Annotated in this window: 11 protein-coding genes; 6 read left to right on the forward strand and 5 right to left on the reverse strand. The window is 46.9% G+C overall.

Annotation, left to right across the window (positions count from 1 at the left end):
- The 6 genes from ACEW9O_RS16650 to ACEW9O_RS16675 form a co-directional block, all read left to right on the forward strand.
- Positions 1–897 (forward strand): polysaccharide biosynthesis/export family protein (locus tag ACEW9O_RS16650; RefSeq protein WP_373551314.1); only part of this gene is annotated, 897 nt, incomplete at its 5' end.
- Positions 894–2,045 (forward strand): FAD-dependent oxidoreductase, encoded by a 1,152-nt coding sequence (locus tag ACEW9O_RS16655; RefSeq protein ID WP_373551315.1) that lies wholly within the window; start codon positions 894–896, stop codon positions 2,043–2,045. The genes ACEW9O_RS16650 and ACEW9O_RS16655, both read left to right, overlap by 4 nt.
- 3 nt (positions 2,046–2,048) lie before the next feature.
- Positions 2,049–4,469, forward strand: coding sequence for a GumC family protein (locus tag ACEW9O_RS16660; RefSeq protein ID WP_373551316.1), 2,421 nt, complete (start codon positions 2,049–2,051; stop codon positions 4,467–4,469).
- 165 nt (positions 4,470–4,634) lie between these two features.
- A complete protein-coding gene (locus tag ACEW9O_RS16665) occupies positions 4,635–6,086 on the forward strand; it encodes a phosphotransferase (RefSeq protein ID WP_373551317.1) in 1,452 nt (483 codons plus the stop codon).
- A gap of 122 nt (positions 6,087–6,208) precedes the next feature.
- Positions 6,209–7,711: a lipopolysaccharide biosynthesis protein gene (locus ACEW9O_RS16670; RefSeq protein ID WP_373551318.1), complete on the forward strand. Its 1,503-nt coding sequence runs from the start codon at positions 6,209–6,211 to the stop codon at positions 7,709–7,711.
- Between the two features lie 18 nt (positions 7,712–7,729).
- Entirely contained in the window at positions 7,730–8,527 is a 798-nt protein-coding gene (locus ACEW9O_RS16675) for an SDR family NAD(P)-dependent oxidoreductase (protein WP_373551319.1), read from the forward strand.
- 259 nt (positions 8,528–8,786) lie between these two features.
- Here ACEW9O_RS16675 and ACEW9O_RS16680 read toward each other — a convergent pair whose 3' ends face one another.
- From ACEW9O_RS16680 to ACEW9O_RS16700, 5 genes are all read right to left on the reverse strand, one after another.
- Entirely contained in the window at positions 8,787–10,637 is a 1,851-nt protein-coding gene (locus ACEW9O_RS16680; protein WP_373551320.1) for a M56 family metallopeptidase, read from the reverse strand.
- Positions 10,638–10,662: 25 nt separating this feature from the next.
- Positions 10,663–12,489: a M56 family metallopeptidase gene (locus ACEW9O_RS16685; RefSeq protein ID WP_373551321.1), complete on the reverse strand. Its 1,827-nt coding sequence runs from the start codon at positions 12,487–12,489 to the stop codon at positions 10,663–10,665.
- Between the two features lie 44 nt (positions 12,490–12,533).
- The gene (locus tag ACEW9O_RS16690; protein ID WP_373551322.1) at positions 12,534–12,899 is read right to left on the reverse strand and encodes a BlaI/MecI/CopY family transcriptional regulator; all 366 of its coding nucleotides are present in this window, start codon (positions 12,897–12,899) and stop codon (positions 12,534–12,536) included.
- Between the two features lie 129 nt (positions 12,900–13,028).
- Positions 13,029–14,177, reverse strand: coding sequence for a metallophosphoesterase (locus ACEW9O_RS16695; protein WP_373551323.1), 1,149 nt, complete (start codon positions 14,175–14,177; stop codon positions 13,029–13,031).
- Positions 14,178–14,370: 193 nt separating this feature from the next.
- Positions 14,371–15,177, reverse strand: a complete 807-nt coding sequence (locus ACEW9O_RS16700) for a TrmH family RNA methyltransferase (RefSeq protein WP_373551324.1) — start codon at positions 15,175–15,177, stop codon at positions 14,371–14,373.
- Between the last annotated feature and the right edge of the window lie 145 nt (positions 15,178–15,322).

Raw genomic sequence — 15,322 nt, forward strand, 5'->3', positions numbered from 1 at the left:
GGCTGCCGCAGTGATGTTGTCAATGACGCTGCGGCAGCCTCAACCTTCTCAACCTTCCTCAACCTCCGAAACCCCTCAAAACATTCATCCATGCGGATTCTGTACTTCTTTACCCTACTTCTCTTGACTTGCTCCTGTGTGCAACACAAGCAATTGGTCAATTTTAACCAAGGGCCACTGCCTTTAAATAAAGCCGAAGCCATCCTCAATTCCATAGACCTGAGCATTCAGCCCGAGGATTTGTTGCAAATCAATGTGAGTAGTTTTGAACCAGACGCGATTAGAGCCTTCGTCCCTCAAGCGGGTGGAGCAGGCGGCCAGCAAAACAATAACTTCATGCAACAGAGTACCGGGGGAACTGGGGTCAATTCCTTGGAGTTGTTCACTGGCTATTTTGTAGATCGAGCGGGTTACATCGATTTCCCGGTCGTTGGCCGCGTAAAAGTAGGTGGATTAACCCTTGGCGTAGCACACGACACCATCCTCAATCGCATTTTGCCCTACGTGTCCGATGCGGTAGTTAGCCTCCGGTTTTTAAACCTCAAAATCACCTTATTGGGTGAGGTAGCCCAGCCCGGATTGGTCCGCATTTCGAATAAAAGAGTAACCTTGTTGGAAGCCATCGGCATGGCAGGTGATTTGACCCCATACGCCGACCGCACCAACATCCTACTCGTACGTGAAAAAGACGGACAACGCCAATACATTAATATGAATTTGCAGGATCCGGGCATATTTGCATCGCAATTTTTCTACCTGGAACAAAATGACTTCATATACGTAAGCCCGACTAAAGCAAAGATAGGGGGCATCACCGACCAGACCAGCCGCATTTTCACCTTTGGCTCAGCAGGTTTGTCTTTGATTACTTTGATCATTGCCATTTTTAGACGATGAGCACAAAAATCCATATCGTTGGATCCGGGTTGACGGGGGCTACCATTGCACGTTTGTTGCAAGATCAGGGCTATGATGTCACCGTGTTTGAACGCCGTGACCAGGTTGGTGGGAACGTGCACGATTTTGTGCATCCTTCGGGTGTCCGAATCCACAGTTATGGGCCACACTATTTTCGGACCAATTCAGAGGCGATTTGGGCTTATGTACAACGTTTTGGCTCTTTTTTTCCTTATCGTGCGGTGGTGAAATCATTTGTTGATGGGCAATACGAGAATTGGCCGATCTCTGCTGCATATTTACGGCGAATTGACTCAGGACAAGATTCGAAACCACACGCCTTGGCTAAGGCGAGACTCCAAGCCACCAATTTTGAGGAAGCTGCCCTACAGTTGATGCCTACAAAAGTGTATGAAAAGTTTGTCAAAAACTATACATTCAAACAATGGGGGGTGGCCCCTAGGCAACTCAGCCCTGATTTGGTCAAACGTTTTGAGATTCATCACGACGACGATCCACACCTGACTCCAGGCTACCGTTGGCAAGGCATCCCTACCGATGGTTATGCCTCATGGATGAGCAAAATGTTGGAGGGAATAAAAATACACCTCGGAGTAGATTATTTGCAACACCCGCAGGCATTTGAACCCGCCACCTATACCGTATTTACCGGGGCGATTGACGCGTATTTCGGCTTTGACCTGGGTCGTTTGCACTATCGCGGGCAGCAGCGTGAGCATGAGTACCTGCCCGCAGTTGACCGATATCAGCCCTGCGCCCAGGTGAACAATCCAGCCCTGGAAAACGGGGCACATATCCGCACTTTGGAATGGAAACACCTCATGTCGGTAGCGCAACAAGCCACCATCCGAGGCACCGTAATTACCCGCGAAATCCCCTTTAGTCCTCAAGACATTGATCAATATGAATACCCCTTTCCGGATACAATCAACCAACAACTTTACCAGCAATACCGCCAACGCGCCCAGAAAATCCCCAATTTACTCATTTGTGGCCGCCTGGGTGAAAACCGTTATTACGACATGGATCAGGCCATTGGCCGGGCAATGATGCTAGTACAGAAGCAGATACTCCCGATCTTGTCCGCAAATAGCGGGCGAATATTTTCAAACCTTTCGTACTTTTGAGCAATGGATACTTCACAATCTACACCCTACAACTATTCAGGTGGAACACCCACGCCCAGTGGCAACAAGGAGTTGGACATCAAATACTTCTTTTTCCTCTTCTTGCGCAATTGGCACTGGTTGGCGCTGGGCCTCATGATCGGGTACAGCATCGCCTGGGTCAAATTGCGATATGCGACCAATATATACCAGGTAGGAGGTAGTATCTTGCTGGAAGACAACGCCAAAAGCAGCATCTCCGAAGAAATCATCACCGAAAAACTGGGACTGGAGCAAGAATCCAATGTAGATGACCAAATTCAGGTGCTTAAATCAACGACCTTGATGCGCCGGGTCGTAGATTCCCTCGATCTCAACGTGACGTACTATACGGTAGGGCGAGTAAAAACCAGTGAGATGTACAGCCCCAATTGCCCAGTAGTACTAACTGGCGCTTTGCCTCAGGTGTTGGCCTATGGCACTTCACTGCGGGTTCGTACGCTGAACGATTACGATTTTACTTTGGTAAAAGGTGAAAACGATACCTTAACCTGCCATTACGATACCCCATTTGTCCTCAACCAAATTGAATATACCCTGAGCCGACGGGCAGGTTCGGTACCCGGAACTGAATTTCTGATCCGCCTCAATTACCCCGCAGGTACAGCCGCAGAATATGCGAACAAGCTGGTGATTCAACCTGTTCCTGGTTCCAACGTGCTCAACCTCAGCATGCGCGACCCCGTAGCAGAGAAGTGTATCGATGTGTTTAAAACCCTCGTCAATGAGTTTGACCGCAGTCAGATTGAAATCAAAAATGAGTCTGGTCGTAAAACGCTCGAATTTATTGATGAACGTTTAGGTTTTATCACCAAAGAGCTTTACAACGTTGAAAAAGACGTAGAAGGCTACAAACGCAGCCGAGACCTACCCGTGGCCATCGAAAGTAAGGCCAGTGAATACCTCAGCAAAGTATCCACTGCTGATGAACAATTGATGGAGCTTGATCTGCGCTTGACCATGTTGGATGCCATCGAAAAAAAGCTCAATGACCCAAATGCACAAAATGAATCCCTACCGCTAAGTTCGGAGATATTGGCCAGCAGCGCTGCGGCAGAGCTCATTAAATCTTACAATGAGATGGTTCAGGAGCGCAAAAAACTGTCGGCAACCGCAGGCCCTACCAATCCAGCCTTAAAATCATTGGATAAAAAAGTGGAGGAGTTGCGTAAACCCCTGTTTGAAAATTTTACGGTCATTCGGCGCGAGCTCAACGATCGTCGTGCCCAAGTTAGCAAACGCTTAAGGCCTATTGAAAATAAAATTGATGCGATTCCTACTTACGAGCGGGAACTGCTTCAGATTTTGCGCCAGCAACAAATCAAGGAACAACTCTTTTTGTTTTTGTTGCAAAAAAGAGAAGAAACGGCCCTGAGTGTTGCAGCGCAGGTGTCCAATACCCGTATCCTCAACCCGCCGGTTGGGCAGGGACTGGTGGCGCCCGATCGCCGCCGAACCTTTACCCTATATCTGTTCATGGGCTTTTTGCTGCCGGGACTTGTGGTTTTCCTATTTGATTATTTCAACAACCGGGTTTACGACGAAAATGACATTCGCCGCCATACCAATGCACCTTTTTTGGGAGGGATCATGCAATCTGCTGCTGGGAAATCTATTGTAGTCAATCGCAGCAGTCGCTCTGCCATCGCGGAGATGTTTCGGATGTTGCGCACCAATTTGCAATACCTGGCCAAGGGGGAAACGAAAAAGGTCGTCCTCGTCAGCTCCAGTGTGAGTGGCGAGGGCAAAAGTTTTATTACCATTAACTTAGGCATCAGCATTTCGCTTTCGGGCCAAAAAACCCTTTTGCTGGGTTTGGACATCCGTAAGCCCAAATTGAGCCGCTACCTTACTGGGCAGCAGGCTGAACGTGGGGTAACCAATTACCTGGTGGGTCAGGCTTCCTTGGATGAACTCATCAAACCTTTGCCTGATCATCCGCTGGTGGATTACCTGGATTGTGGACCGATTCCGCCCAACCCCGCCGAGTTGTTGATGAGTGATGCAACCCGGGATTTGTTTACGGAGTTGCGCAAGCGCTACCAATACATCATCGTGGATACTGCCCCCGTCGGACTGGTCACCGATGCCCTTTTGCTCAATCAACACATTGATCAAACCATCATTGTCACTCGTTTTGGGATGAGCCGCACCCCGTTTCTGCGTATGGTGCAGGACATTTACAGCAACAACAAATTACCTCAGGTGGGTATCGTGCTCAATGGCCTCAAGTCCAGAGCAGGATACGGCTATGGCTATGGGTATGGCTATAGTGCATCATATGGTTATGGGTATGGCCAGGGGTATGGCAGTGAGTACTTCGACAAAGAGCCGCGCCGCCGTTGGTCCTGGCGCAGTATCCTCAAACGCTTGCGGTTAAAATAATTTTATAGCTTTGCGCCTGAGTAGTGGGGCAAAAATAAGTGTTCATTTTTTTTGAGCCAAAGGATTAGAGAAGACACTTGAAATGAACCGTTTACTTATCTAATCCTTTGGCAAAATGAACACTTATTTTTTTATCGCCCTTAAGTTAAGAAACAACGTACTGGAATGAGTCCTCAAAAAATAGAAGCAGCGCTAGCCGATTTATTTGAGCAGTGGGCGGGTGAAAGCCCCAAATTGATTTTGCCCTTGGCACCTTCTGGCTCCGAGCGGATTTATTACCGTTTGCAGGGTTCCGAACGGGCTGCCATCGGCACCTATAGCCCCAATGATCGGGAAAGTCGGGCATTTTTGGACTACAGCCGCCATTTTCACAGCAAATCCTTGCCCGTACCCGAAATCTATGCAGAAGACTTAAGTACCAAGGTCTATTTGCAAGAGGACTTGGGTTCTACTACTTTATATAGTTTTTTGTTGCAAAACGATGATTATTTCCCCGATTACTTGGCCCAAATCTACAAGCGGGTGGTGGAGCAATTGGCTCGTTTGCAAATCATTGGGGGGAAAGAACTCAGCTACGAGCACAGCTACCCCAAACCCGCCTTCGACAAAGAGGCCATGTTTTGGGATTTGAACTATTTCAAATACCACTTCCTGATGCTCACCCGGGTACGTTTTGATGAACAGGCCCTGGAAAAAGACTTTCACGATTTGGCCGATTATTTGCTTACTGCGGATACCCAATATTTCTTGTTTCGCGATTTTCAGTCGCGCAACATCATGATCAAAAGTGGCGAGCCTTACTTTATCGATTATCAGGGGGGACGCCGCGGTGCCCTTCAATACGATTTAGCCTCTTTGTTATTCCAAGCCAAAGCCAATATTCCAGCCGATATCCGCCAGGAAATTTTGCAGCATTACATCAAAGTGGCCGGTGAGTTGACACCAATTGATCCCGACCGGTTCACCGAGCATTACAATGGCTATGTGTTGATTCGCAACATCCAGGTTTTGGGGGCTTATGGCTTCCGGGGGCTGTTTGAGCGCAAAGAGCATTTTTTGAAAAGTATTCCCCACGCCTTGCGCAACATCAAAGGGCTGTTGGAAAACTGGCAGTTGCCCATCGAACTGCCCCACTTGCGGGAGGCGATGCAACGCATTTTGGATTCCAAAAAATTTGAACCCTTCAATAAAATCAAAAGCAGTAGCAGCTTACTCACGGTAGGGGTCAACAGTTTCTCCTACCATGCTGGCGGCGTTCCAGAAGATACTAGTGGCAACGGCGGTGGTTTTGTATTTGATTGTCGCTTCGTACACAATCCAGGCCGCTATGAGCCGTACAAAAAATTGACGGGCCGCGACGAATCGGTCATCAATTTCCTCAAGCAGCACAGTACAATGGACGAATACCTGCACAACGTATTCCGCATTGTGGATGCTGCGGTAGAAGACTACATCGAGCGCAGCTTCATGAACCTCACGGTCAATTTTGGTTGCACTGGAGGCCAGCATCGCTCCGTATACGCCGCCGACGCCCTCGCAAAACACCTAAAGGAGAAATACGGCGTCAAGGTGATCTTGCACCATGTGGAGCAGGAGAAGAAGAATTGGGAAAACTAATTTATTAGAGATGAAAGATGAAAGATGAAAGAGGCTACCGCAGGGACTTGTACAAGGTTATCGTCAAAAACGCTGCGGTAGCCTCTTTCATCTTTCATCTTTCATCTCTCATCTTTCCATAAATGTCTCTACTCAAAAAACTCGCCGGAGAAACCGCCATTTACGGCATGAGCAGCATTTTGCCGCGCTTGCTCAATTTTGTTTTGTTGACCCCTTTTTTGACCCGGGTGCTGAGTAAAGCGGATTATGGTATTTTTAATGACCTGTATTCTTATGTGGCGCTGTTCAATATCCTGCTGACCTTTCGGTTGGAGACAGCTTATTTTCGCTACGCTCAAAAACAGGAAGATGTAGAGCGGGCTTTTTCCACTTCGGCTTTATTTCTGCTGTTGTCTACCCTCGTTTTTACTGGTATTGCGCTTTTTTTGGCGCAGCCCATTGCCGATCTTCAGCAATATCCCGAGCATCCAGAGTTTATCGTGGCGCTCATTTTGATTTTGGGGCTGGACACCCTGACCTCCATTCCTTTTGCGCGGTTGCGCTTTGACAATCGCCCCTTGCGTTTTATGGGGATCAAACTGACCAACGTCATTGTCAATGTCCTGCTGGTGTTTTTTTACCTCTATTTTTGCCCAAAACTGGAGCAAAAAGCCGCATGGCAGTGGTTGCAATACCTGCATTTTAAGGACAACATGGTGGGAGATGTCTTTCTAGCCAATGTGGTGGGCAGTGCCGTGAATTTGCTGCAAGTATTGCCGACATATCTGCGCATGAAATTGGGGATCGACTGGGTGTTGCTGCGCCAAATGTTGCGCTATTCTTTCCCGCTGATCATTGCCGGAGTAGCGGGAGTAATCAATCAGTTTATTGGTACTCCACTGTTGAAATTTTTGGGGGAAGGGAATCTGAATCAAAATTTGGGCGAAGGCGGGGTATATGCAGCGGCGACCAAAATCCCGGTGATGATGAACCTCTTTACACAGGCCTTCAACTATGCTGCCGAACCATTCTTTTTCCGCAATGCCAATGAAAAAGGTTCAGAAAAGGTGTACGGGCAGGTCGCTCAAGCCTTTACACTGGTCAGTTGTGTGGCTTTTTTGGGCATCATGTTGAATATCGATTGGGTGGGTTTGTTTTTGGGGGAGAATTTCCGGGAAGGTTTGGCTACAGTTCCCGTGTTGTTGTTGGCCAACCTGTTTTTGGGATTGTTTACCACCTTTTCCATCTGGTACAAATTGGCCGATCGTACGGCGGTTGGAGGCTGGATTGCGCTGGGGGGCTCACTCATCACCATTGTGCTCAACGTGGTGTTGATCAAACAAGGATACAGCTACTACGCTCCGGCCTGGACTGCCCTGGTGTGTTATATTTTTATGACCCTCGTCAGTTATTGGGCAGGCCAAAAATACCATCCCATCCAGTACCCATTGGGGCGCATGTCCCTGTACCTGGTGCTGGCCTTGCTGGCTTATGGCTTGAGCGAAGGGGTACGTTACTGGGCACAAGATGCATTTTGGGTGATTTTGAGCATCAATTTTTTAATTCTTTTGGCTTACTTTGCCGCCATTGCCTGGATCGAAAAGCCGCTGATTAACCGTTTGTTGGCGCGGAAGGGACAGGAATAAAACGCTAAGTTGTTTTTTATGGAAAAGCATTACACTCTCATTACCGGCGCCAGCATGGGCATTGGTCGTGCGTTGGCGGAAGAATGTGCCAAAAGGGGCAGAAATGTATTGCTGGTAGCATTGGATGGCCCGGAATTGCATACTGCGGCCCAGGAAATTGTGCAAAAACACGGGGTGGAAGCCCATGCGTTTGGCCTAGACCTCACTGCAACCGATGCACCGCTGAAAGTGTATACCTGGTGCCAGGAAAATGGCTACAGTGTAGACATGCTGATCAATAACGCCGGATTTGGACTTGGCGACATCTTGGATAGGGTGCCGATTGGGGTGTACCAAAAGATGCTGCGGCTCAACAACCAGGTGATGTTTGAAATGACCTATCATTTTTTGCCGCAGTTGAAACAACTAGACAAGGCTTACATTCTCAATTCCAGCAGCATGGAAGGACTGATGCCGATGCCTTTCAAGGCGGCATATACCGCAACCAAACACTTTGTGACAGCTTTTTCCCTTTCGCTGCGCGAAGAGTTGGCCGAAACTGGCGTCAGTGTAAGTGCCTTGTGCCCTGGCCCGGTGGTAACCAACGAGGATGGCCTCAAACGCATTCAACGCAGCGGACGCAAGGCCAAACTGGTCGTGATGTATCCGTATCAGGTGGCGCCTATCGCCATCAATGGCCTGCTCAAAGGCAAACGCATCATTATTCCGGGGGTGATGAACCAGATTATGATTTTGGTGAACAACGGCCTGCCACTGGCTTTGCGGATGAAGTTGCTGCGGAAAATTGGGGCGGCGGTTATACCGAAGGAAACATGAGTTGTTTTCCCGAATGTTGATTTTTTTGCGGAAAACTAATCGCGGAGCGATTGAATTTAGAATAGCCCCGGTCGTCCGAGAAAATGCAAGGGAAATGGTCACAACCGTGGTAGCGGTTGAATTCATAGTGAATTGTTCAACCGCTGCCGCGGTTGTGGAATCCGCCTGAATCCTCCAAATCCCCGGACGACCGGGGCTATTCTAAATTTAACCGCTGCCGCGGTTGTGTTTTAACATTCAAGATGAGGAATGCTCATGTTCATTCCGTGAAAATTTCCACGCGCAGGCCGAGCCACTCGGTGCGGTAAACACTGGTTGTGCCCGTGACGTAAAAGTTTCTACTTTTTATATGGATGGCCAAACGTTTTACTTTGAGGCTCGCTAGGTCAGGCATAGTAGATTGGTCAGGCCCACCGTTGATGCTTACCATTAGTTCTTTTTCGGCTTTGATGCAGCGCTCTACTCGATTGCGAATGTTTGCAATACCCTCTTCCGAAAGAGGGCCTTCAAAAGTAGAATGGCCATCTTCTATAATTTCGCGCCATTTTTTGGCTTCCAGGGTCAATAATCGGCGGAGGTAAGTATTGTTTTGGTTGCTCAGGATTTTGGTCTTGTAAGCTTCAAAACCTTGGGGGTCTAAGGGTATCCCTCCAATGATGACTTGCATGTCTTTACTCCAATTTCCGGTTTGCATTTTCTTCAAAATATTGAAGTCAAACGCTTCGGTGCCACAGCCACTTTCATGTCCCTGAATCACTAAAGGGAATTCGCTGTTTTCACCAGCGTAAATTCTACAAAGTCCACCATTGGTGTCTTCCAGGGCTATAGAGCTCAATCGGCCATTTTCATTCAAGGTATAAGAAATTCGTTTATTGATCTTTAAGGGAATTTTAGTCAAACGCTCTAGTTCAGCATGATCAATGTCCAGATCGACGATGATGAGGATAAAGTTGGTTTCTGATGGAGGCAAAATGGTATCTGGGCTTGGGTTTGGGACAAGTGTAACATTTGTTGATTCGGGTTTATTGGGAGCAAGCACCTTCTTTTTTTCTTCCTGTGCAGTTGGTGCGGGATCAAAAGAAATGGACTCCGGTTCATGCTGTACTTGAGCATCTAAAGCAAACTTTGGGGTATCCTCCACCGGAGTGTTCTTTCCATCTGCTGGGCGATTAAACATGGGCAACAAAGGGAACAACAACAATGCCAGCGCATACCGCAGGGTGTACGGTTTAGGAGAGGGTTTACTGTTCATCATCATGATCCGTTCTTTGAGCAATGAAAAACTGTAAGAGGTGGAAAGGCTATTGCTGAATGAGGAGTTGGCCCAGTTCAACAGGCTGCGTTGATAAGCTTTTTTATCCCAGTGTTGTTGCAATACCGCATGATCTGCCAGGTATTCCAGGTTGTTTTCCACCAGTCGGCGATAAAGCCAGGCTGCTGGATTAAACCATTGCCAGATCAGGGTGAGTTCAGCCAAAAGGATGTCCCAGGTATGCCTTTGGTGTACGTGCGCCAATTCGTGGGTAAGCACCATGTCAAATTCTGAATTCTGGTACAGTTGCTCCGAGATAAAAACGGTCCGACCAAAGGCAAAAGGAGACAAAGCGCCGGGGCAGACCGCCAGGCAGTAACTGCCCCTTCGCTCAATGCGTGCACTACGATACAATTTCCACAACGATAAAATTTGGAGGATGAACCGAATGCTCAAAGCCAGGCAGCCAAGGCCATAAAGCCAAGGAACAATTTCCATAAAACGAATTGGGTGAGTAGACTTGGATTGGGGTTTAATTGGAGATGGATTGGATTGGTTTTCCTGGTCGTTTTGTGTCAGTGCGAAGGGAGGACTGAACTCAATCATGGCCTCATTCTCGCGCTGACTGGGGGTAAGCAATTTAATGTGCTCAGATGGAACATTGATTTTACGCCAGATCGTCCAGGACTCTGGCAAGTGGATATAGGGAATGATCAGGCTTGCCAGCAATAGCCCCAATAAAAAGCTACGGTTCCAATTCAAGTAGGTACTCCTAAGGAATAGTACATGATACACCACTACCCCGATGATGAGGATGACGGCAGCCGTTAAGTTGTATTTTAGGATTGGGTCGTGCATAGCCGATGGGTGTTGACAGGATCAATTATTGCTCAGTGAAAATTTCCAATCTCAATCCAGCAGGTTCCTCCTTGATCAACTTTGTGGTATTCTCCTGGTAGTAATGGGCTATTTTGTCATGGGCTTCGATGCGGCTCAATTTTAAATTTTCCAGCACGGGCAAGGTATTTTGCGGCGCTCCTCCATTGATGGTTACGATCAATCCCAGGTTGCCTTCTGTACATTTTTGCACCTTACCTTTAAGGTGATTGAGCGTCTTTTCGGTAAAGGTGGTATAGGTCATATGGCCCTTTTCGTAGGTATGTACCCAGTTTAAAGCTTTAAGCTGAATTAGTCTTCGAAGGTTTCCAGCTTCATAAATGGCCAAAGCTTTGGGGCGAAGTGCAGCAATCGCCTCTTTGGTTGCCGGCAAACCAACGCAATATATTTTGGTTTTATCCCAGTCTGCCGCCAGGATTACGTCAAGCACCTCTAAGGATAGTTGATCTTCACCACCTGTGGATCCTTTTTTGCCAAAAAGAACACTAGGCAAGCGATCCTCTCCTATGGGCATCGAATTTCCACTTGCACTCCCTTTCCCTTTTAGGGTGTATCCGATTAATTTGTTGTCTGCATTTCTATCCAGGATGAGCTTTCTATCCAATGGAAAGCTCATCTCGCTCAATTTTTCCATTTCACTTTCGGTCGCATTTGGCCCGATCACGATAAAAAATTCGGATGAATCCGTTTTCGATTCGCTTGATTCTGTGTGTGTAATGATTGAGCTTATGGATGGTTTGGAAGGTGCTTTTGTTTGACGAGCTTCACTGGAGGGCGCTTGAACAGATTCGTTCGCTTCCAAATTCAAATCGGTATTTGCTTTTTTATAATCCAAGGGAAATTTTGGACCTTGATCTGAGTCAATTGCAGCAGCTTGTACAAATGCTGGCTGGTTAAAAACAGACAAGATTGGTAATAGGGATAAAATCATTGCATAACCCAGGAAATACACTTTTGACGAGGGTTTCCGATTCATCATCATAATTCTTTCTTTTAGGAGTGAAAAATTATAGGAAGTGGAAAGGCGGTTACTCACATTCGAGTTTGACCAATGGAGCAAACTAAGCTGGTATTGTTTTTTATTCCATTGTTGTTGAAGCACACTGCGATCGGCCAAGTATTCCAGATTGGTTTCCACCAGTCGCCGGTACAGCCAGGCCCCTGGGTTGAACCATTGCCAGACGAGCAGCAGCTCAGCCGCCAGAATATCCAGGGTATGCTGCTGTCGAACATGCGCCAGCTCATGGGTTAAAATCAGTTCCAAGTCTTCACTTTGCAGCAAGGCTTCGGATAAAAAAATGGTATACCCAAATGCAAAAGGAGACAATTCCTCCCGGCAAAAGGCCAATTGATAGCCATCCCTTTCTTCAATGTGGGCATTCCGGAATAGTTTAAACAGCGATAATAAGTGTATCAAAAAACGTATGCCAAAAACCAAACGACCCAGGCCATAGAACAAAAACAACAGTTGGGTGATGGGCACAATGGGGTGCTTGGTGGAAATCACTTCACTTGTTTCGGAGGGTGTTTCTTGCTCGCTTAGGTTTATCTCCGTAAAAAACTGAGGTTCGGGCAGTTTTTCGTCAGCATTTAACCTGGTTACAGGGAGTGAAGTAGTCACCTTGTTTTGCCAGCCTTGTAAAGTCCATGATGCAGGCAAATGCACGAATGGCAGAATCAGCGAAGCGAGCAAGATGCTCCACAACAACACCCGGTTCCAGCGCAAAAAGGTACTGCGCCAAAACAATAAACAGTATAGCAGGGTACCAACTAGCAGCAATATAGCTGCTTGCAGCAAATGGGAAAAGACCATACCTATTACACTATTATGAGAGGCATCTGACGTGCGAGGTCGACTTACTCTCCTTTTTCAATGGCTTTTAAGATGTCTTTCAGTTCTTCAGGCGTAATTTTTTTCTCGCGGGCAAAAAATGCCACCATGTTCTTGTAGGAGTTGTCGAAATACGCAGTCATGGAATCCCCCAGGAACTGGCGTTGATAGGCTTCCTTGCTGATCTTGGGTAAGTAACGGTGAGTGCCGCCAAAGTCTTCATGTGTCACGAAGCCGTAGGGTTCGCTTTCCAGCCTGCGAATCACCGTTGATACCGTGTTGTAGTGCGGCTTTGGCTCGGGCAGTAGCTCGATGAGGTCCTTGACGAAGGCTTGCTCCAGTTTCCACAAGGCTTGCATCAGCTCTTCTTCTTTGCGCGTAAGTCGCTTCATGGTTATAATTATTGTGTTTGACAAACATATAACTAGTTTTATAGTTTGTCAACTATTTTTCTAGTTATTTTTAACAAAAAAAATCCAGCAGCTTTTTTGATGCTGCTGGCTTTTTGCTTTAGCGCTTACTTAGAGTTTGAGTTCAGCCCGTTTTCCCATTTGGTCGATGCGGAAAAGTTTTCCGTCCTCGTACAGCAAAGCCGTTGAATTGGGATCCACGTGGCGGGTATCGATGGCGATGACTTTACCACCATAAAAAGATTTTACTGCATTGACTAAGGTGTGTCCAACCACAATTCGTTTCCCGCCAAATTTCCGTAGTGACTCCTCTATCTCTGCCTCCTGAGCTTGCCCCATCACATAGTTGCGGTACCAAATCGGACCATTGGCATCAAACAAAAACCTCAATATCTCATCGTCAATCCGAAACACATCCTCCTGGATGAAATAAAAAGGCCGCATGGTATTGTTGATTTCTGACAGGGTTTTATCCAAATAATTCAGATCAGGTGCCAGGCCACCGTGCACAAAGATGAAGTCGCCAACTCTTTCCACCACGTTTTTGGTGGCCAGCCAGCGGCCCAATTCTGTAGTGCCTTTAAACCAGTTGCCATAAGGCTCTTGATACAAGTCGGCATTGCGCATGTATTTGGGGTGCACATAACGATGGTCGTTGGACATGTTCATGATCTCATGGTTGCCCAAAATAAAATGCACATAACCTCCGGCAGCCTTTGCCTTATCCTCCAAATCGTAAATTAGCCAAAGTGTTTCGGTGACATTGGTACCTCGGTCAAAAAAATCACCTACACATACGAGATGTCCTTTGCCAAAAGTCCAATTGTATTGCGCATCGATTACTTTGTGGTTGATCAAAAAGTTGCGGAAAGACCCAAAGGTCCCCTCGATGTCGGATACCGCCAGGATTTTTTCAACTTTGGGATACTCGGTATTCTCAATTCTATGCTTGGACTTGAGCTTGGTGCTGAAATTCCATTCTGGATTTTTGGTGAAGTGACACTTAATGGTCAAGTTGTCTTTTTGTCTGGCCTCAATGGAGTCAAGGGTGGCCACCGCCAAGGTGTCCTTCATCTGGATTTGTCGGATATAAACCTTGTTTTTGCGGTAAAAAAGGTGTGGTCCATCGGTATCTACCTTACCTGCTTCGGGAGGCAGAGGAGTGGCATGGTCTTCCTGTGCCATTAGTACATTGCTGATTAAAGCCAGGCAAAATACCAGAAATATAGAGTTGAAAAACGCTGATTTGTCCGTGTTCATAATACGTCGCTTGTGATCAATATAAATAGGGTTAAGTATATGGTTTTTTGATTTGCCATCAAAATAAAAAACTTGTGCAGCCTTTTACGACAAATTTACCCTAAGCCATTGTCTTTATGACGAAATAAAAGCAAATAGCCACAGTTTAAACGCAAGTATTGTAATAATTAGTCAGCCATAGTGGCTTTAGTGGCTACTTTCTTTGTCGCAAAGCCTCGAATAGCAAAATAGCCGTTGAAACGGAAACATTCATCGAATCAACTAGCCCATGCATCGGAATGATCACCCGTTGGTAAGCATTTTGAATCCAAAAAGACGATATCCCATCTGCTTCCGTTCCCATCACCAGTGCCGTAGGGCCCCGAAAATCACAATCGTAATAGGGATAACTGGCTTCCAGATGGGTAGCAAAAATCCGAATCTGGTGTTTTTGCAACCATTCCAGCGCTTCCGCCGCAGCTACACTAAAAATAGGCACCGTGAACACTGCGCCCAAACTGGCCCGGATTACATTCGGGTTGTACCAATCCGTTTGGGGGTCGCACAACAACACCGCATCTACCCCGGCGGCATCGGCAGTGCGCAGAATGGCACCCAGATTGCCAGGTTTTTCTACCGTTTCGAGCAGCAAGATCAAGGGATTTGTTTTAACCTTAAACTCGTTTAAAGCTGGGGATTTGCTCCGCAATACCGCAACCACATTGGGTACATTCGCCCGGTATGCGATTTTTTCCATCACTGGCCCATTCACCTGAATCAGTTGTTGGGCGGCAGAAGGTTGATGTTTTAAGACTTGTTGGATATTTTCTTCAGGGGTGATGTCGGGATTGTACAAAAGTTGTTCCACTACATAACCTGCGCGCAAGGCCATTCCCACTTCGATTAATCCCTCAGCCACCAACAAACCCTGTTTGCGGCGTTCCCTGGCTTTCTCCAGTAAGCTGCCAATGTTTTTAATCAATGGATTTTGCAGACTGCTGATTATCTTTGCGCTTGACATATATTTGTAGTGGGGCAAAAATAAGTGTTCATTTTTCTTGAGCCAAAGGATTAGATAAGGCACTTGAAATGAATCGTTTACTCATCTAATCCTTTGGCAAAATGAAAACTTATTTTTTTATCGCCCTTTTAAATACTTCACCTTA

It is taken from the genome of Haliscomenobacter sp., from assembly GCF_041740695.1.
In the GTDB taxonomy this organism is placed as follows: Bacteria; Bacteroidota; Bacteroidia; order Chitinophagales; family Saprospiraceae; genus Haliscomenobacter.

Excerpts from the sequence above, each read along its gene's own strand:
- ACEW9O_RS16655 (WP_373551315.1), top strand. The coding sequence starts at position 894 with ATGAGCACAAAAATCCATATCGTTGGATCCGGGTTGACGGGGGCTACC.
- ACEW9O_RS16660 (WP_373551316.1), top strand. The coding sequence starts at position 2,049 with ATGGATACTTCACAATCTACACCCTACAACTATTCAGGTGGAACACCC.
- ACEW9O_RS16665 (WP_373551317.1), top strand. The coding sequence starts at position 4,635 with ATGAGTCCTCAAAAAATAGAAGCAGCGCTAGCCGATTTATTTGAGCAG.
- ACEW9O_RS16670 (WP_373551318.1), top strand. The coding sequence starts at position 6,209 with ATGTCTCTACTCAAAAAACTCGCCGGAGAAACCGCCATTTACGGCATG.
- ACEW9O_RS16675 (WP_373551319.1), top strand. The coding sequence starts at position 7,730 with ATGGAAAAGCATTACACTCTCATTACCGGCGCCAGCATGGGCATTGGT.
- ACEW9O_RS16680 (WP_373551320.1), bottom strand. The coding sequence starts at position 10,637 with ATGCACGACCCAATCCTAAAATACAACTTAACGGCTGCCGTCATCCTC.
- ACEW9O_RS16685 (WP_373551321.1), bottom strand. The coding sequence starts at position 12,489 with ATGGTCTTTTCCCATTTGCTGCAAGCAGCTATATTGCTGCTAGTTGGT.
- ACEW9O_RS16690 (WP_373551322.1), bottom strand. The coding sequence starts at position 12,899 with ATGAAGCGACTTACGCGCAAAGAAGAAGAGCTGATGCAAGCCTTGTGG.
- ACEW9O_RS16695 (WP_373551323.1), bottom strand. The coding sequence starts at position 14,177 with ATGAACACGGACAAATCAGCGTTTTTCAACTCTATATTTCTGGTATTT.
- ACEW9O_RS16700 (WP_373551324.1), bottom strand. The coding sequence starts at position 15,177 with ATGTCAAGCGCAAAGATAATCAGCAGTCTGCAAAATCCATTGATTAAA.